The sequence below is a fragment of the Geodermatophilus sp. SYSU D01106 genome (assembly GCF_054049995.1).
This window is the reverse complement of record NZ_JBJGYM010000019.1, coordinates 1-17,930: the sequence shown is the minus strand read 5'-3', so window position 1 is coordinate 17,930 and position 17,930 is coordinate 1. Positions and strand designations below refer to the sequence as shown.

Below are 17,930 nucleotides of genomic sequence, written 5' to 3'. Positions count from 1 at the left end.
GCGGGCTGCTGCCCTGAGGGAGTGGGGCGGGGGGCCGGTCCTGGCGGTCTGGCCGCGTTGGTCGATCCTCCCAGCAGTGGGAGGCCACTCGATTGCCGGCTCCCCCGCCCGACACCACTGTGAGCGCCGTCACAGCAGGCGTCAACCCCGCCCGGGCGTGTCCTCCGTGCCGCGCGGGACGACCACCACGGGCACCGGCGCGGCCCGCACGATCCGGGTCGCGGTCGACCCGAGGAACACCCTGGCCAGCGGGCCGAGGCGCGACAAGCCGACCACCAGCAGGTCGCCGTCGGACCATCCGGCCGCCGCCACCGCCCCCGGCCAGCCCGAGCCCCGGGCCACCCGCGTGTCCGTCGTCCCCGGCAGGCGCGCGGCGACGGCGTCGAGCTCGGCCTGCGCCTGGCGCGCCCACGCGCTGCTGACCTCCCGCTCGACGTGCAGGCCCGTCTCCGACGGCAGCAGTGGGTCGCGGTCGGGCGCGAAGGTGACCAGCCGCAGCGGCACGCCCCACGCCGCGGCGGTGCGGGTCGCCCAGGCCAGCGCCGCCCGCGAGCGGTCGGTGCCGGCCCACGTACAGGTCACCCGGGTCACCCGCTCGCCCGGCGAGCCGGCGCGCGCGGCCAGCGCGAGCGGCACGGGGGAGGAGCGCAGCAGGTGCTCGGGCACCGCGCCGTCGCGGCCGAGCACGAGCAGCGAGCCGCCCACCTGCGTCACCACGCTGACCAGCCCGGCGGGCACCGACGGCGCCTCGACGGCGACCGTGCGCACCTCGCCGACGCCCGCCGTCCGCAGCGCGTGCGCCGCCCGGCCCTGGCGCGCGCGGGCGACCTCGGCGACCCACGTCCGGTACTCCCGGTCCGCCCGCGGGTCGGGGAACCCGCGGGCGGTGACCGTGGCGACGACGACGTCCTCCCCGGCCGTGCGGGCGAGCACCGCGGCCAGCAGCAGGTGGGCGTCGCCGCGCTCCTCGAGGTCGGCCGGGTGCCCGACGACGAGCGTCACCGCGGGTCCCGCAGCCGCGAGTGGGTGCGCGCGTAGGTCACGTAGACGACCGCGGCGAGCGCCAGCCAGCCGGCGAACAGCAGCCAGGTGATCCCGGGGAGCCCGTAGAGGAGGTAGAGGCAGAACAGCACCGAGAGGGCGGGCACGACGGGGTAGCCGGGCACCCGGAAGCCGCGCGGCAGGTCGGGGCGGGTCGACCGGAGCACCACCACCCCCACCGAGACGACGAGGAAGGCGACGAGCGTGCCCATGCTGGTCAGGTCGATGAGGAAGTCCAGCGGCACGAACCCCGCCAGCACCCCGACGAACAGCGCGACGGCGACCGTGCCGCGGACCGGGGTCAGCGTGCGCGGGTCGACCCGGCTGAACAGCGACGGGACCATGCCGTCGCGGCTCATCGCGAACAGGATCCGGGTCTGGCCGTACATCGTCACCAGCGTCACGGAGAAGATCGAGACCACCGCCCCGGCGGCCAGCACGATCGCCGGCCAGCGCGAGCCGGTGACGTCCTCGAGGATCACCGCCAGCCCCGCCTCCTGCCCCTCGAAGGCGCCCGCCGCCTGGGCGCCCACCGCGGCGACGGCCACCAGCAGGTACACCGTGGTCACCACGAGCAGGGAGCCGAGGATCGCGCGCGGCAGCGTGCGCCGCGGGTCGCGCACCTCCTCGCCGGCGGTCGAGACGGCGTCGAGGCCGATGAAGCTGAAGAAGATCGACGACGCCGCGACGCCGACGCCGGCCGCGCCCAGCGGCGCGAACGGCGTCAGGTTGCCGGCGTCGAAGGCGGTGAGGGCGACCGCGGCGAAGAACAGCAGGACGGCGATCTTGAGGACCACCATCACCGCGTTCGCCCGCGCCGACTCGCTGGCGCCGCGCACCAGCAGCAGCGCGCACAGCGTCACCAGCACGACGGCCGGGAGGTTGACCACCCCGCCGGCGCCGGGCGCGAACGACAGCGCGTCGGGGATGCGCAGGCCGACCGTGTCGTCGAGCAGCTCGTTGAGGTACTCGCTCCAGCCCACCGACACCGCGGCCGAGCTGACCGCGTACTCGAGCACCAGGCACCAGCCGACGACGTAGGCGACGACCTCGCCCAGCGTCGCGTAGGCGTAGGAGTAGGAGGAGCCGGCCACCGGGATGGTGGAGGCCAGCTCGGCGTAGCACAGCGCGGTGAAGCCGGCGGTGACCGCGGCCAGCACGAACGAGACGATCACGGCGGGGCCGGCCTCGGGCACCGCCGTGCTCATCACGAAGAAGATCCCGGTGCCGATGGTGGCGCCGATGCCGAGCCCCATGAGCTGGCCGACGCCCATCCGGCGGGCCAGCGCGCCGCCGTCGGGCTGCTCGGTGCCGGTCTCCTCGACCATCGCCGACACCGGCTTGCGCCGGAACAGCCGGCTGCCGGCGGACGGAGCACTCACGCGGACCTCCTCGGCGACGGCCGGGTCAGGGGATGCGGCGCAGGACCTCGGGGGTCAGCTCGGCCACCGAGGTGTGGCCGGTCAGGCCGAGGGAGAGGTCGAACTCGCCGAGGACGTCGGACACGACCTGGCGCACCCCCTCCTCGCCGGCGAGCCCGAGGCCCCACGCGTAGGGCCGGCCGAGCAGCACGGCCCGGGCGCCGAGCGCCACGGCGACGAGCACGTCGGCGCCGCTGCGGATGCCGCTGTCGAGCAGCACCGGCGCGCGGTCGCCGACGGCGGCCACGACGTCGGGCAGCGCGTCCAGCGCGGAGATCGAGCGGTCGACCTGCCGGCCGCCGTGGGTGCTCACCACCACGCCGTCGACGCCCTCGTCGAGCGCGCGGCGGGCGTCGTCGGGGTGCAGGACGCCCTTGAGCAGGATCGGCAGCCGGGTGCGGGCGCGCAGCCACGCGAGGTCGGCCCAGGTGATCGAGGGCCGCGAGTAGATGGCCTGGAAGGTCTCGACGGCGGCCCGCGGCAGCGGCGAGCGCAGGTTCTCCCGCAGCGGCCCCGGCCACGCGCGGGCCATCCCGACCATCGCCAGCACCGCGGCGAGCGTCGGCCGGGGCTGGCGGTCGCGGCCGGCGGCGTCGGCGGCCTGCACGGGCGCGGCGTCGCCGGCCCCGGCCACCCGCTGCTCGGCCAGCCGCCGGAAGACCGGGTCGGAGGTGTACTGCGCGATGCCCTTGCCGAGCGCGAAGGGCAGGTGGCCGAGGTCGAGGTCGCGCGGGCGCCAGCCGAGCATCGTGGTGTCGAGGGTGACGACCAGCGCCTCGCAGCCGGCCGCCTCGGCGCGCCCGACCAGGCTCTCCACCAGCTCGTCGGAGGTCGACCAGTACAGCTGGAACCAGCGCGGCGCGTCCCCCATCGCCTCCGCGCAGGTCTCCATGGGCACCGACGCCTGGTTGGAGAACACGAACGGCACGCCCAGCGACGCCGCCGCGCGGGCCACCGCCAGGTCGGCCTCCCGGTGCACCAGCTCCAGCGCGCCGACGGGGCCGAGCAGCAGCGGGGCGGGCAGCCGCCGGCCGAACAGCTCGACGGAGGTGTCACGGGCGCTGACGTCGCGCAGCACCCGGGGGACGACGGCCCAGCGGTCGAACGCGGCGCGGTTGGCCCGCTGCGTGTTCTCCTCGCCCGCGCCGCCGGCCACGTAGGCGTACGCGCGGGCGGTCAGCCGGGCCTTGGCCCGGCGCTGCAGCGGCACCGCGGTGGTGGGCACCCGCGGCGTCCGGCCGTACACGCCGGCCCGGTAGACCTCGTTCTGGCGGCGGCGACCGGTCCCGGCTGCTGAGTCCACGCGGCCACCGTAGTGACCCGCCTCACCGGCACCGGCCAGGGTCCGCGACACGCCCGGACCGCGACACGCCGTCAGGAGGGAACGACGCGCCGTCGAACCATCGTCCACATGGGGTCACGGGCCGCAGAATGGTCCCGCGCCGCCGGTGGAACCACCGCGGGTGGTGTGCACGACCGCTCGAGGGGGACACCGTGCCGGTCGGGACCCTGCCCAGGCACAGGCCGCGGCACGCTCCCCGCCCTGTCACCGCGACAGGGCTCGCTCTGCTGTTCTCCGTCGCCGGACTGCTGGCCGGCGGGGTGGTCCTGGCCGCACCGGCCGCCGCCGTCGACGACCCGGCCCGGCCCGACGCGCGCGTGACGCACGGGCCGAGCTGCCGGCCCGGCGGGGTGGTGGTCGAGGTGACCGCGGGCACCGTCGCCTACGCCGTCACGCTGGCCACCACCCGCCGGCCCGCCGGCGAGGACTCCGCGGAGATCGCGGCCGGCGAGACCGTCGTCCTGCGCACCGGCGACGTCGCCTGGGGCGAGGTGGTCGACAGCCGGCTGGAGTACACCGCGCTCGACGACTCCGGCACCGCCTACACCGACGAGCTCGACGGCTTCGTCTTCACCCGGCCCTCCGAGGAGGACTGCGCGGCGATCGCCGCCCCGCCCGGCGCCGGCGACGTCCCGCCCGCGTCCCCCGCGCCCCCCGCGACGGCCGCGCCGTCGTCGCCGGGGGAGCCGATGACGCCCGGGGAGGGACCGGCGGAGGAGCCGGTCACCCCCTCCGCGCCGGCCGGTGCCGCCCCCGACGCGCTGCCGGTCCCCGGCCTGCCGGAGCCGGCCCCGGGTTCCCCGGTCGACGGCGGGGTGTCGCCCGGCGGCGCCGTCGTGGCGTCGTCGGCCCTGGTCGCCGCCGGCGACGCGGTCACCCTCACCGGCGCCGGGTTCACCCCCGGCGAGGTGGTCCGGGTGCGGCTGGCCGACGGCACCGAGCTCACCGCCGTCCCGGCCGGGCCCGACGGCCAGGTGCTGGCCACGGTGCGCATCCCGGGCGGTGCGGCCGCCGGGGCGACGACGCTGGCGCTGGTGGGCGCGGAGTCGGAGACGGTCGCCGAGGTGCAGCTGCGGGTGGCCGCGGCGGCGGCCCCGGTCGACCGCGACCCGGTGCCGGTCCCGCTGGTCGCGGCGGGGCTGGCGCTCGTGGTCACCGCGACCGGCCTCGTGCTCGTCGCCGCGGGACGCCGCGAGCGGACGGTGCCGTCCGGTCCGCCCGGGAGCGCCTGAGGCCGTCATCGGCGACGATGGGGCGATGCGCTCCGAGGACGTGCTCGCCCCCGGGATCCCGGCCGACCCCGCGGCGCTCGCCGGGGCGCAGCCCCGCGCGGCCGAGACGTGGCTGCGCATCGTGCAGGTGCACGACCAGATCACCCACCGGGTCGACTCCGCGCTGCACCGCGAGCACGACCTCTCGCTGACCGGCTTCGAGGCGCTGCGCCGGATCGCCGAGGCGCCGGGGGAGCGGGCCACGATGGGCGAGGTGGCCGAGGCGCTGGGGCTGTCGCGGGCCGGCGTCACCAGCACGGTGGGCCGGCTCGTCGACCAGGGCCTGGTGGTCCGCGAGCGGCGCCCGGGCGACCGCCGGCTGCTGCACGCCCGGCTCACCGAGTCCGGCCGGGAGCGCGTCCGGGCCGCCGCGGTGCTCCACGACGACCTCGTCGCCCGCCTGCTCATCCTCCTGGGTGACGAGGCGCCCGTCGTCACCGACGCCCTGGCCCGGGTCTCCGCGGCCACCCGCATACGCCGCTGACGAAGGACCCCTCCGCCCCCCACCGCTCGCAGGCTCGCGGCGGGCCCCTGCGGAGGGGCCGTTCCAGCACTTCCGGAGGCACTTCAAGCCCGTAGTGTTTGCGGGCCGTCGCGCTCGGGCAGGGCGCGATCATGCCCGTGAGCTGCACCGTCGTCGTGCCGACCATCGGCCGGCCGTCGCTGGGTGTGCTGCTCGACGTGCTCGCCACTGCCGAGGGGCCGCGCCCGGCCGGGTTGGTGGTGGTCGACGACCGCCCCGACGGCCCGCCGCTCGACGTCGACCGGCCCGGCCTGCCGCCGGTCCGGGTGGTCCGCACCGGCGGGGGCGGGCCCGCCCGGGCCCGCAACCTGGGCTGGCGCACCGCGCGCACCGAGTGGGTCGCCTTCCTCGACGACGACGTCGTCCCCGACGCCGACTGGTACGCCCGGCTCGACGCCGACCTGGCCGGCCTGCCCGCCGACGTCGCCGGCAGCCAGGGCCGGGTGCGGGTGCCCCTGCCGGAGGACCGCCGGCCCACCGACTGGGAGCGCGGCACCGCGGGCCTGGCCACCAGCTCCTGGATCACCGCCGACCTCGCCTACCGCCGCGCCGCGCTGGCCGCCGTCGGCGGGTTCGACGAGCGCTTCCCCCGCGCCTTCCGCGAGGACTCCGACCTCGCGCTGCGGGTGATGGACACCGGCGCCCGGCTGGTGCGCGGCGAGCGCTGGATCACCCACCCCGTGCGCCCGGTCGACCGCTGGGTGAGCGTGCGGGTGCAGGCCGGCAACGCCGACGACGTCCTCATGCGCCGCCTGCACGGCCCGGACTGGCGGGAGCGGGCCGACGCGGCGCTCGGCCGCCGTCCGCAGCACCTGGCGGTCACCGCCGCGGCGCTCGCCGCCGTCGGGCTGTCCGCCGCCCGCCGTCCCCGCGCGGCGGCCGCCGCGGCACTGGCCTGGGCCGCCGGCACCGCGGAGTTCGCCTGGGCGCGCATCGCGCCCGGCCCGCGCGACCGCGCGGAGGTCACCACGATGGCGCTGACCAGCGCCGCCATCCCGCCGCTGGCCACCTGGCACTGGCTGCGCGGCGTCGTGCGGCACCGGCGGGTCGCGCCGTGGCGCGGCCTGCCCGACCTGGTCCTGTTCGACCGCGACGGCACCCTCGTGCACGACTTCCCCTACAACGGCGACCCCGCGTGGGTCCGCCCGGTCGACGGCGCGCGGGAGGCCCTCGACGCCCTGCGCGCCCGCGGCGTCCGGGTGGGGGTCGTGAGCAACCAGTCCGGCGTCGCCCGCGGGATCATCACGCGCGAGCAGGTCGACGCCTGCATGGCGCGCCTGGAGGAGCTGCTCGGCCCGTTCGAGACCGTGCAGGTCTGCCCGCACGGCCCCGACGACGGCTGCATCTGCCGCAAGCCCGCCCCGGGGATGGTGAAGGCGGCCTGCGCCGAGCTCGGCGTCGAGCCCGCGCGCACGGTGGTGATCGGCGACATCGGCGCCGACGTCGAGGCCGCCGCGGCGGCCGGCGCGTCCGGGATCATGGTCCCGACGCCGGTGACGCGGCGGCAGGAGGTCGCGGCCGCGCCCCGCCGCGCCGCGACCCTGACCGCCGCGGTCGACGACGTCCTGGCCGGCGAGTGGTGAGCGCCGGCCGCGGCACGGTCCTCGTCGCCCGGCTCGACAACGCCGGCGACGTCCTCCTGCAGGGCCCGCTGGTGCGGGCGGTCGCCGCGTCCGCCGACCGGGTGGTGTTCCTCGCCGGGCCGGCCGGGGCCGACGCCGCGGCGCTGCTGCCCGGGGTCGACGAGGTGGTGACCTGGGCCTGCCCGTGGATCCTCGGCGACCCGCCGCCGGTCGACGCCGCCGACCTCGCCGCGTTCACCGAGCGCGTGCGGGCGCTCGCCCCCGATGAGGCCGTCGTCTCCACGTCCTTCCACCAGTCGCCGCTCCCGCTGGCCCTGCTGCTGCGCGCGGCCGGCGTGCCGCGGATCAGCGGCACCAGCGTCGACTACCCCGGCTCGCTGCTCGACGTCCGCCACCGGGTCGGGCAGGACGACGAGGTCGACCTGCCCGAGCCCGAGCGGGCGCTGTCGCTGGCCCGCGCGGCCGGGTTCGACCTGCCCGAGGGCGACGACGGCCGGCTCGCCGTCCGCCGCCCGCTGCCGCCTCCGCCGCACGAGCCCGGCTACGTCGTCCTGCACCCCGGCGCCTCGGTGCCCGCCCGCACCTGGCCCGCCGAGCGCTGCGCGGAGGCGGTCGAGGCGCTCGCCGACGCCGGCCACCGGGTGCTGGTCACCGGCGGCCCGGGGGAGCGGGCACTCACCGCCGCCGTCGCCGGCAGCCGCGGCACCGACCTCGGCGGTGCCACGACGCTGCCGGAGATGGCCGCCCTGCTCGACGGGGCCGCGGCCGTCGTCGTCGGCAACACCGGCCCGGCGCACCTCGCCGCCGCCGTCGGCACGCCCGTCGTCTCGCTGTTCAGCCCGGTCGTGCCCGCCGCCCGCTGGGCGCCCTACGGCGTGCCCACCGTGCTGCTGGGCGACCAGGACGCCCCCTGCCGCGGCACCCGGGCCCGCGCCTGCCCGGTGCCGGGCCACCCCTGCCTCTCGTCGGTCACCGCCGCTGACGTCGTGGCCGCCGTCGAGAAGGTGCGCATCGAGAAGGGAAGCGTGTGAAGGTCCTCGTCTGGCACGTGCACGGCTCCTGGACGACCGCGTTCCTCGAGGGCCGGCACGAGTACCTGCTGCCCGTCGTGGACGGCCCCGACGGGAGGCGCAGTCCCGACGGGCTGGGCCGCGCCCGCACCTGGGACTGGCCGGCGTCGGCCCGCGAGGTGACGCCGGAGCAGCTGCGCGAGGAGGACGTCGACGTCGTCGTGCTCCAGCGGGTGCGCGACCTCGAGCTGGTCCGCGAGTGGCTCGGCCGCGAGCCCGGGCACGACCTGCCCGCCGTGTTCCTCGAGCACAACGCGCCGGGCCTGGAACCCGGTGACGGCCCGGTGCCGCACACCCGCCACCCGCTGGCCGACCGCGACGACATCCCGATCGCGCACGTCACGCACTTCAACCGGCTCTTCTACGACAACGGCCGCGCCCCGACGACGGTGATCGAGCACGGCATCGTCGACCCCGGCGAGCGCTGGACCGGCGAGCTCGCACGGGCCGCCGTCGTCACCAACGAGCCGGTCCGCCGCGGCCGCACCGTCGGCGCCGATCTGCTGCCGGGGCTCGCCGCGGCCGCGCCGGTCGACGTCTTCGGCATGGGGCTGTCCGGGCTGCACGAGCGGCACGGCCTCGACCCCGACCGGGTCACCCTGTACGACGACCCGCCGCAGGCCGCCATGCACACCGAGCTGGCCCGCCGGCGCGTCTACGTGCACCCGGTGCGCTGGACCTCCCTCGGGTTGTCCCTGCTCGAGGCGATGCACCTGGGCATGCCGGTGGTCGCGCTGGCCACCACCGAGGTGGTCGAGGCGGTGCCGGCCGGCGCGGGCGTCGTCTCCACCCGGCCCGAGGTCCTGTGGGACGCGGTCCGCACCTACCTGGACGACGAGGACGCCGCCCGGCTGGCCGGCAAGGCGGCCCGCGCCGCCGCGCTGGAGCGCTACGGCCTGGCCCGCTTCCTCGCCGACTGGGACCGGCTCCTCGAGGAGGTCACCCGATGAGGACGCACCGGCATCCCGGCGCGCCGCTGCGCATCGACATGGTCAGCGAGCACGCCTCGCCGCTGGCCGCGATCGGCGGGGTCGACGCCGGCGGGCAGAACGTGCACGTCGCCGCGCTGGCGGCGGGCCTGGCCGCCCGCGGCCACGAGGTCACCGTGCACACCCGCCGCGACGACCCCGGCCTGCCCGACGAGGTGACCACCGACGACGGCTACGTCGTCTCGCACCTCACCGCCGGCCCCGCCGAGGCACTGCCCAAGGACGACCTGCTCGGGCACATGCCCGCGCTGGCCGCGGCGCTGCGGGCGCGCTGGGCGGTGCGGCCGCCCGACGTCGTCCACGCGCACTTCTGGATGAGCGGGCTGGCCGCGGTCGAGGCCGCCGGGAGCCTGCTCACCCCCGTGCCGGTGCTGCAGACCTTCCACGCGCTCGGCTCGGTCAAGCGACGCCACCAGGGCGACGCCGACACCTCGCCGGCGCAGCGCGTGGAGCTGGAGCGGGGCCTGTGCGAGGCGGTCGGCCACGTGGTGGCCACCTGCAGCGACGAGGTGTTCGAGCTGCGCCGCCTGGGCCTCTCCCGCGACCGCGTCTCGGTCGTCCCCTGCGGCGTCGACACCACCGTCTTCACCCCGCGGGGGCCGGTGGCGCCGCGCAGCGGCCGGCCTCGGTTGCTGGTGCTCGGCCGACTGGTCGAGCGCAAGGGTCAGGAGGACGCCGTCCGCGCGCTGGCCGCGGTGCCCGACGCGGAGCTCGTCGTCGTCGGCGGCCCGCCGCCCGGCGCCGTCGACGCGGACCCGGAGGTGCGCCGGCTGCGCGAGCTCGCCGGCTCCCTCGGCGTCGCCGACCGCGTCGTCTTCGCCGGGTCGGTGGCGCGCGACGACGTCCCGGCCTGGATCCGCTCGGCCGACGTCGTCCTGGCCGTGCCCTGGTACGAGCCGTTCGGCATCACCCCGCTGGAGGCGATGGCCTGCGGCCGCCCGGTCGTGGCCACGGCCGTCGGCGGGCTGCAGGACTCCGTCGCCGACGGTGTCACCGGCGACCTCGTGCCGCCACGTGACCCGGCCCGGCTCGGCGCGGTCCTCGCCGCGCTGCTGGCCGACGACGCCCGGCGCGCCGCCTACGGCGCGGCCGGCGTCCGGCGGGCCCGCGCCCGCTACCGGTGGGCCCGCGTGGCCGCCGACACCGAGGCCGTCTACCGGTCGGTCCTCTCCACCCGGCGTCCCGTCGAGGCCGTCCGATGAGCGCCCCAGGAGGCGTCCCGATGAGCTCCGCCCCGTTGTCCGAGGCCCCGCATTCGGCCGGCGAGGTCGTCTCGCCCGACTCGTGCACGCACCTGACCGGCCGCGACCACGTCGCCTCGCTGACGCACGCCCTGCGCAGCCTCGACGACTCGGTCGACACCCTCGACCGCTGGGGTGCGCTGCTGGCCGACGTGCTGTGCGGCGAGTCCCGCGGGCGGCTGCTGGCGGCCGGCAACGGGGGCAGCGCCGCGCAGGCGCAGCACCTCACCGCCGAGCTCGTGGGCCGCTATCGCGCCGACCGGCCGCCGTTCTCGGCGATCTGCCTGACCGCCGAGACGTCGTCGCTCACCGCGATCGCCAACGACTACCCGGCCGACGAGCTGTTCGCCCGCCAGGTCGAGGCGCACGGGCGGGCCGGCGACGTCCTGGTGCTGCTGTCGACGTCGGGCCGCTCGCCCAACGCCGTCGCCGCCGCGCGCCGCGCCCGCGAGTGCGGCATCACCGTCCTGTCGATCACCGGCCCCGCGCCCAACCCGCTGGCCGCGGCCTCCGACGAGGCGGTGTGCATCGACTCCCCGTGGACGGCGACCGTGCAGGAGTGCCACCTGGTCGCGCTGCACCTGCTGTGCGCCGCCTTCGACGCCGCGGTGCTGGCCGAGCCCGCCCGGGTGCCGCAGAGCCGGCTCGGGGTCGCCCGGTGAAGCCGCTCGTGGTCGTGGGGGACGCCCTCCTCGACGTCGACCTGGTCGGCACCTCCACCCGGCTGACGCCCGACGCGCCGGTGCCGGTCGTCGAGGACGTCGAGACCCGCGAGCGCCCCGGCGGCGCCGCGCTGGCCGCCGTCATCGCCGCGCAGGCCACCGGCAGGGAGGTCGTGCTCGTCGCGCCGCTGGCCGACGACGAGGGCGCCGCGCGGCTGCGGGCGCTGCTGGCCGGCCGGGTCCGGCTGGTCGCCGTGCCCGCGACCGGCGGCACCGCGGTCAAGCAGCGCGTGCGGGTGGGCGACCACTCGGTCGTGCGCATCGACAGCGGCGCGCCGGCGGTCTCCCTCGGCGAGCTGCCGGAGGAGGCCCGCGAGGCCATCCGCGGCGCGGCGGCCGTGCTGGTCGCCGACTACGGCCGCGGCACCACGTCGGACGAGGCGGTGCGGGCGGCGCTGGCCGAGGCCGGCGGGCCGGTGGTCTGGGACCCGCACCCGCGCGGCGCCGACCCGGTGCCGAGCGTCCGGCTGGTGACGCCGAACGGCGCCGAGGCCGCCCGGGTCGCGCCGGGCGTCGAGGGCGACGGGCTGGCCGCGGTCGGCGCCCGCGCCGAGGCGCTCATCCGGCACTGGGGCGTGGGCGCGGTCGTGGTCACCCTCGGCGCGCGAGGCGCGCTGCTCTCCTACGGCGAGGGCGCGCCGATGGTCGTGCCCGCGGTGCCCGTGACCGGCGGCGACCCGTGCGGCGCCGGCGACTCCTTCGCCGCCGCGGCCGCCCTGGCGCTGGCCGACGGCGCGGTGACCGGCGAGGCGGTGGCCGCCGCCGTCGCGTTCGCCGGGCGCTTCGTCGCCGCCGGCGGGGCCACCGCCTGGGACGCCTCCCCGGTGCGCGAGCCCAACGTGGCCGCGGAGGACGGCGTCTCGGCGCTGCTGGCGCGCGTGCGCAACGCGGGCGGCACCGTGGTGGCCACCGGAGGCTGCTTCGACCTGCTGCACGCCGGGCACGTGGCCACGCTGCGCGCCGCCCGCGGGCTCGGCGACTGCCTCGTCGTGTGCATCAACTCCGACGACTCGGTGCGCCGGCTCAAGGGCCCCTCCCGGCCGCTGGTGACCGCGGCCGACCGCGCGCGGGTGCTCGAGGCGCTGGAGTTCGTCGACGCCGTCGTGGTCTTCGGCGAGGACACCCCCGCGCAGGTGCTCGACCGGCTGCGGCCCGACGTGTGGGCCAAGGGCGGCGACTACGCCGGCGCCGACCTGCCCGAGGCCGCGGTGCTGCGGCAGTGGGGCGGGCAGGCCGTCGTCCTGCCGTACCTGGACGGCCACTCGACCACCGCCCTGGTCGAGCGCTCCCGCGTGTGGTGAAGGACCCCCTCGCCCCCCACCGCTCGCAGGCTCGCGACGGGCCCCGGCGAGGGGGCCGTTCCGGCCGTGCCACTGCGGTCGTCCTGCGGCCGCTGGGGCTCGGTGACCTGCTCACCGGCGTCCCGGCGATCCGTGCGGTGCGGGCGGCCGTGCCCGGCCACCGGCTGGTGCTGGCGACGACGGCCGCGCTCGCGCCGCTGGCCGGGCTGGTCGACGCCGTCGACGAGGTGCTGCCCGCGCGCGAGCTCGAGCCGCTGGACTGGCCCGGGCCGCCGCCGGAGCTCGCCGTCGACCTGCACGGCAAGGGGCCGGCGTCGCACGTCGTCGTCGCGGGCCTGGACCCGGCGCGGCTGCTGACCTTCGCCAGCCCCGGCTACCCCGGCCCGACGTGGTACCCCGACGAGCACGAGGTCCGGCGCTGGTGCCGGCTGGTGTCCGAGGGCCTCGGGGTCGACGCGGACCCCGACGCGCTCGACCTCGCCGTCCCGCCCGTGCCCCCGGCGGTGCGCGGGGCGGCGCTCGTGCACCCGGGCGCGGCGTTCCCCGGGCGGCGCTGGCCGCCGGACCGCTTCGCCGCCGTCGCGCGGGAGCTGGCCGCCGCCGGCCACGACGTGCGGGTCACCGGCGGGCCGGCCGAGCGCGAGCTGGCCTGCGCCGTGGCCGAGGCGGCCGGGCTGGGGGAGGACGCCGTCCTCGCCGGGCGCACGTCCACGCTGGAGCTGGCCGCCACCGTCGCCGCCGCCCGGGTGGTCGTGTGCGGCGACACCGGCGTCGCGCACCTCGCGACCGCCTACCGCCGCCCGTCGGTGGTGCTGTTCGGGCCGGTGTCGCCGGCGCTGTGGGGCCCGCCGCCGCGGCCCCACCACGTGGTGCTGTGGCACGGCGACGGCACCGGCGACCCGTGGGGCACCGAGCTGGACCCGGCCCTCGCGCGGATCACCGTCGGCGAGGTGACCGCCGCCCTGGAGCAGGTCCTCCAGCGCTGAGGGCCGGGTGGACCGATCGCGGGGGCCGGAGGCCCCCCGATCGGGACACGGGCAGCGGCTCGTCGGTACCGGGGGACGGCACGTGGCCGCGGTGTCGGCCGGTAGGCCGACGGTGTGCCTAGCGCTGGCGCAGCGCGTCGAAGAGGACGTCCTGCAGGTCGGTCGGGTCGACGGCGGAGTAGGCCGCGCCCCCGGTGGCCGCGGCGATCTGCTCCAGGGCCGCGATGTCGGCGTCCGGGCCGAGCGCGACGCCGATGACCTTCACCGGCCGCGACGGGTCGGCCTCGTCCTGCAGCGTCTGCAGCAGCTGGTCCAGGCCGATGCCCGTGCTGTCCTCGTTCGTGCCGTCGGTGACGATCACGACGCTGCTCACGGCCTCGGGGTCGTACTGCTCGCGCGCGGCCCGGACGGCGCCCAGCGTCGTGTCGAACAGGCCGGTGCCGCCGCGGGAGAGCCGCTCGGGGATGGTGTCGAGCGCGGCGTCGAGCAGGTCGCGCTGGGTGCTGCCCCCGACCTCCTCCTGCAGTCCCCGGATCGGCTCGAGCTCGACCCAGTCCTGCTCGCCCTCCAGCTGGTAGGCGAAGAACCACAGGCCGATCGAGGAGGTGCCGGGGATCAGGGACAGCGCGCTGCGGGCCGCGTCGCGGGCCAGGGTGGCGCGGGTGCCGTCGCCGGCGGGCGCCTCCATCGACTGCGAGACGTCGAAGACGGTCAGCAGCCGCGACGGCGCCGCGAGCCGGGCCAGCTCGTCGAGCAGCCCCTGCACCTGCTCGGTGTCGACGTCCAGCGCCTGCGGCGCCTGCTCCTGCACGCCCGGGCCGGGCTCGGTCGGCGGGTTGCCCTCGGCGTCGCGGAAGCCGGCGTCGAGGACGGCGGTGCGCGCGGCCTCGGAGGTCAGGGTGCGGATGACGGCGTCGACGGCGGCGCGGTCCTCGTCGGAGGCGCTGCCGACCCGCAGCACCGGGTAGTCCAGCTGCGGCGAGCCCTCCGCCGGGTAGACGGCCACGAGCGCGGAGTCCTGCGTCGCGCGGTTGAGCGAGATGACCTCCTGCTCGCTCACCGGCACCAGCGGGGCCCCGGCGTCGTCGGCGGCCGCGGCGGTCAGCGCGTCGGCGGGCGTGACGGCCGGGCCGCGGCGGGCGGCGAGCACGGCCTGCACGACGGCGTTGTCGGCCTGGTCGCCGCCGCCGAGGGAGGTCTGGACGGCGGCCAGCGCGGCCACGCCCTCGGCGCTGGTGGCGAGGTCGGGGACGGCAACCGGGCGCTCGCCGCTGAGCGCGGCCCGCCAGCCCGGGGGCTGCGCGCTCCAGCCGAGCTGGTCGGCGGCGGCGCGGCTGGTGCCCAGGACGACGGGGGAGCGGGCCATCGAGCCGGAGGGGTCCAGGCCCGCGTCGTCCCCGGCGCGGACGGCCCACAGCGAGCTGTCGGGCACCCACACCTGCGGCAGGGCGCTACCCTCCAGCGCGGTGAGGTCGCCGACGGTCTGCAGCGGCTCCTGCGCGGTCACCTCGGCCAGCGCGCACGTGCCGCCGCCGAGGTCCTGGCTCTCGTCCAGCAGGCCCTGGGCGACCACGCCCATCTCCGGCGCGACGGTGACGCGGACGGTGCGGGTCTCGTCGCAGTCGGCGCCGGCGTCCGAGCCGGAGGACAGCCACCACACCAGCCCGCCGGCCACCAGGGCCAGGACGAGCAGTGCCGCGCCGATCGCGAGGGGTGCGGGACGGGTCGCGCGGCGCTGCGCGGTCGTGTCGGCGTGGCGGCCCATTGCTCACTCTCGGTCAGAGTCCGGTTCTCTGGCGTGTCCCCCGACCGCCGGAACCACTGTAGGTGCGAACTCCGCCACAGTGGAGGCCCGGTCGCGACGCCGTCGCGACCGGGCCCGGGCCCTCCCGCCGGTCAGCCGACGCGGGTCGTGGACTCCTGGAGCCGGGCGGCGAACCAGTCGACCGTGCGGCGCAGCCCCTCCTCGGAGGGGACCGTCGGCCGCCAGCCGAGCAGCTCCTCGGCGCGGCGGGTGTCCGGTCGGCGGACCTTCGGGTCGTCGACGGGCAGGTCGACGAACTCGACGTCGGACGTGGAGCCGGTGAGCTCGCGGATCCACTCGGCCAGCCGGAGCATCGACAGCTCGTCGGGGTTGCCGATGTTGACCGGGCCGGGCTGGTCGGAGAAGGCCAGCGCGAGGATGCCCCGCACGGTGTCGTCGACGTAGCAGATCGACCGGGTCTGCGAGCCGTCGCCGGCGACGGTCAGCGGGCGCCCGGCCAGCGCCTGGCCCACGAAGGCGGGGATGGCCCGGCCGTCGTCGGCGCGCATGCGGGGGCCGTAGGTGTTGAAGATCCGCACGATCCCGGTGTCGGTGCCCTTCGACGTCCGGTAGGCGGTGGTCATGGCCTCGCTGAAGCGCTTCGCCTCGTCGTAGACCCCGCGCGGGCCGACCGGGTTGACGTTGCCCCAGTACTCCTCGGGCTGCGGGTGCACCAGCGGGTCGCCGTAGACCTCGGAGGTGGAGGCCAGCACGTACCGGGCGCCCTTCTCGTGCGCCAGGCCGAGGGTGTGCAGGGTGCCGAGGCTGCCGACCTTGAGCGTCTCGATCGGCATCCTCAGGTAGTCCAGCGGGCTGGCCGGCGAGGCGAAGTGCAGCACGAGGTCGACGTCGCCGGGGACGTGCACGAAGTCGGTGACGTCGCAGCGCACCAGCCGGAAGCCGGGGTGCTCCATGAGGTGGACGACGTTCTCCGGCGAGCCGGTGAGGAAGTTGTCGAGGCAGACGACCTCGACGCCGCGGTCGAGCAGGTGCTCGCAGAGGTGGGAGCCGAGGAAGCCGGCGCCGCCGGTCACCACCGCCCGCCGGATCGTCCGTGCCGCGTGCACCATGCCCTGCTCCGTCCTGTTCCGCCGCCCCGTCGCGCAGGGTCCGCGGCTGCCCTACCCGGAGATCAACTGCCGACACTTCGAGGTCTGAGTGTCCGCCGCCCGGTCACCCGGGACGGCGACGGGCCGCCGGTCCCCGAGGGGAACCGGCGGCCCGCCGTCGTGCGCTGGAGGCTCTGGGGTCAGGGCCTCAGTTGATCGGCTCCTCCTCCGGGATGCCGTTCTCCGGCGGGCTGGCCGGCTCGCCGTCGAGCTCCTCGATCTCGGCGTCGCCGTTGTCGGTGACGAGGATCGGCGTCAGGTCCTCCGAGCCCTCGCCCTGCAGGCGGCTGACGAGCATGCCGCTGTAGCCCGCGTGGCGGTCCTCCGAGTAGCGGAAGGGCGTGAAGCCGGGGCCCTCCCACTCGGAGCCGGCCTGCTCGACGGCGGCGACGAGGTCGTCACGCGTCGGGTTCTGGCCGGCCGACTGCAGCGCCTGCACCATCGTGTAGGCCTGCGACATGCCGTAGATGCGGTAGTTGGTGAGCTCGCCCTCCTGGCCGGACTCCTCCCACACCTGCTGCCACAGCTGCACCCACGGGTTGTCGGGGGCGTCGAGGCCGGGGATGTACTCGGTGGTCAGCACGCCGTCGAGCAGGCTGGCGTCGCTGACCGCGCCCTCGGAGAAGCGGGCCAGCAGCGAGCCGACCAGCGCCGGGTCCGAGCCGACGTTCGAGTAGAACCACTGCGGCTGGTAGCCCAGGCGCAGCGCGGTCAGCTGCGAGAGCGCCGTGTAGCTCGGCACGTTGAAGCCGAGCACGAGGTCGGCGCCGGCGGCCTGCAGCGCGGAGATCTGCGGGACGACGTCGGTGTTGCCGGGGACGTAGGTCTCCTCGGCGACGATCTGGTCCTCGAGGTACTGGCGGGCGCCGGCCGCGCCGTCCTCGCCGAAGTCGTCGCCCTGGAGGAACAGGCCGACCTTGGCGTCGGGGAAGTTCTCGGCCACGTACTGGCCGATGATCTTGCCCTCGATCTCGTAGTCGGGCTGCCAGCCGAAGGTGTAGGGCTTCTCCTCGACGTCGTCCCACAGGCGCGAGCCCGACGACACGAACAGGTCGGGGACGCCCTCGCTGTTGAGGAAGTCGGTGACCGCGTTGTGGGTCGGCGTGCCGAGGCCCGACATGATCGCGAAGACCTCGTCCTCGAGGACGAGCTGGTTCACGATCTGGCTGGTGTTGGTCGGGTTGTAGGCGTCGTCGCGGTAGACGAACTCGATCTGCCGGCCGTTGACCCCGCCGTTGGCGTTGACGTAGTCGAAGTAGGCCTGGACCCCGGTGGGGATCTCGCTGTAGCCGGGCGCCGCGACGCCGGTCAGCGGGTAGTGGGCACCGAGCTTGATGGTGTCCTCGGTGATGCCGATGTCCGAGGCCTCGTTCTCCTCGCTGCCACCGCCGCCGCCACCGCCACCGGAGTCCCCGCCGCCACAGGCGGCCAGGGTGGTGGCGACGGTCGCCGCGGCCACGAAGCTGACGAGGCGTCGTGAGGAACTTGTCAACGGTTCTCCTCTGGAGGGACCCGGGCGCCTGTGCC

Annotated in this window: 15 protein-coding genes; 9 read left to right on the top strand and 6 right to left on the bottom strand. The window is 77.1% G+C overall.

Going from position 1 to position 17,930, the window contains the following annotated elements; genetic code table 11:
* Positions 1-141: 141 nt before the first annotated feature.
* The 3 genes from ACI78R_RS17895 to ACI78R_RS17885 are packed head-to-tail and all read right to left on the bottom strand — an operon-like array spanning position 142 to position 3,765.
* A complete protein-coding gene (locus ACI78R_RS17895) occupies positions 142-1,002 on the bottom strand; it encodes a universal stress protein (protein ID WP_457041708.1) in 861 nt (286 codons plus the stop codon).
* Positions 999-2,423, bottom strand: coding sequence for an amino acid permease (locus ACI78R_RS17890; protein ID WP_457041707.1), 1,425 nt, complete (start codon positions 2,421-2,423; stop codon positions 999-1,001). Before ACI78R_RS17890 ends, ACI78R_RS17895 begins: the two co-directional genes overlap by 4 nt.
* Before the next feature lie 25 nt (positions 2,424-2,448).
* Positions 2,449-3,765: an alpha-hydroxy-acid oxidizing protein gene (locus ACI78R_RS17885; protein WP_457041706.1), complete on the bottom strand. Its 1,317-nt coding sequence runs from the start codon at positions 3,763-3,765 to the stop codon at positions 2,449-2,451.
* Between the two features lie 299 nt (positions 3,766-4,064).
* Here ACI78R_RS17885 and ACI78R_RS17880 point away from each other — a divergent pair, with 299 nt between their 5' ends.
* The 9 genes from ACI78R_RS17880 (at position 4,065) to ACI78R_RS17840 (ending at position 13,490) form a co-directional block, all read left to right on the top strand.
* Positions 4,065-5,036: a hypothetical protein gene (locus tag ACI78R_RS17880; protein ID WP_457041705.1), complete on the top strand. Its 972-nt coding sequence runs from the start codon at positions 4,065-4,067 to the stop codon at positions 5,034-5,036.
* 25 nt (positions 5,037-5,061) lie between these two features.
* Entirely contained in the window at positions 5,062-5,559 is a 498-nt protein-coding gene (locus ACI78R_RS17875; protein WP_457041704.1) for a MarR family winged helix-turn-helix transcriptional regulator, read from the top strand.
* Between the two features lie 131 nt (positions 5,560-5,690).
* Positions 5,691-7,181 carry an HAD-IIIA family hydrolase gene (locus tag ACI78R_RS17870; RefSeq protein WP_457041703.1) on the top strand — a complete coding sequence of 497 codons (1,491 nt, stop codon included), beginning with the start codon at positions 5,691-5,693 and terminating at the stop codon, positions 7,179-7,181.
* On the top strand, positions 7,178-8,212 hold the full coding sequence (locus tag ACI78R_RS17865) for a glycosyltransferase family 9 protein (protein ID WP_336030416.1): 1,035 nt from the start codon (positions 7,178-7,180) through the stop codon (positions 8,210-8,212). Before ACI78R_RS17870 ends, ACI78R_RS17865 begins: the two co-directional genes overlap by 4 nt.
* Entirely contained in the window at positions 8,209-9,201 is a 993-nt protein-coding gene (locus tag ACI78R_RS17860; protein WP_073418060.1) for a glycosyltransferase, read from the top strand. The genes ACI78R_RS17865 and ACI78R_RS17860 overlap by 4 nt, the downstream gene beginning before the upstream one ends.
* Positions 9,198-10,442 (top strand): glycosyltransferase, encoded by a 1,245-nt coding sequence (locus ACI78R_RS17855; protein ID WP_083628146.1) that lies wholly within the window; start codon positions 9,198-9,200, stop codon positions 10,440-10,442. Before ACI78R_RS17860 ends, ACI78R_RS17855 begins: the two co-directional genes overlap by 4 nt.
* Before the next feature lie 20 nt (positions 10,443-10,462).
* Positions 10,463-11,143, top strand: coding sequence for a D-sedoheptulose-7-phosphate isomerase (locus ACI78R_RS17850; RefSeq protein WP_073418062.1), 681 nt, complete (start codon positions 10,463-10,465; stop codon positions 11,141-11,143).
* Positions 11,140-12,504, top strand: a complete 1,365-nt coding sequence (gene rfaE2 / locus ACI78R_RS17845) for a D-glycero-beta-D-manno-heptose 1-phosphate adenylyltransferase (RefSeq protein WP_457041702.1) — start codon at positions 11,140-11,142, stop codon at positions 12,502-12,504. Before ACI78R_RS17850 ends, rfaE2 begins: the two co-directional genes overlap by 4 nt.
* A gap of 137 nt (positions 12,505-12,641) precedes the next feature.
* Positions 12,642-13,490 carry a glycosyltransferase family 9 protein gene (locus tag ACI78R_RS17840; protein ID WP_457041701.1) on the top strand — a complete coding sequence of 283 codons (849 nt, stop codon included), beginning with the start codon at positions 12,642-12,644 and terminating at the stop codon, positions 13,488-13,490.
* A gap of 118 nt (positions 13,491-13,608) precedes the next feature.
* On the opposite strand, the gene ACI78R_RS17835 is transcribed toward ACI78R_RS17840, so the two are convergent.
* The 3 genes from ACI78R_RS17835 to ACI78R_RS17825 form a co-directional block, all read right to left on the bottom strand.
* Positions 13,609-15,255 (bottom strand): VWA domain-containing protein, encoded by a 1,647-nt coding sequence (locus ACI78R_RS17835; protein WP_457041700.1) that lies wholly within the window; start codon positions 15,253-15,255, stop codon positions 13,609-13,611.
* Positions 15,256-15,386: 131 nt separating this feature from the next.
* Positions 15,387-16,364, bottom strand: coding sequence for a UDP-glucuronic acid decarboxylase family protein (locus tag ACI78R_RS17830; RefSeq protein ID WP_457041699.1), 978 nt, complete (start codon positions 16,362-16,364; stop codon positions 15,387-15,389).
* A 187-nt stretch (positions 16,365-16,551) separates the two neighbouring features.
* Positions 16,552-17,895, bottom strand: a complete 1,344-nt coding sequence (locus tag ACI78R_RS17825; RefSeq protein ID WP_457041698.1) for an ABC transporter substrate-binding protein — start codon at positions 17,893-17,895, stop codon at positions 16,552-16,554.
* Positions 17,896-17,930 lie beyond the last annotated feature (35 nt).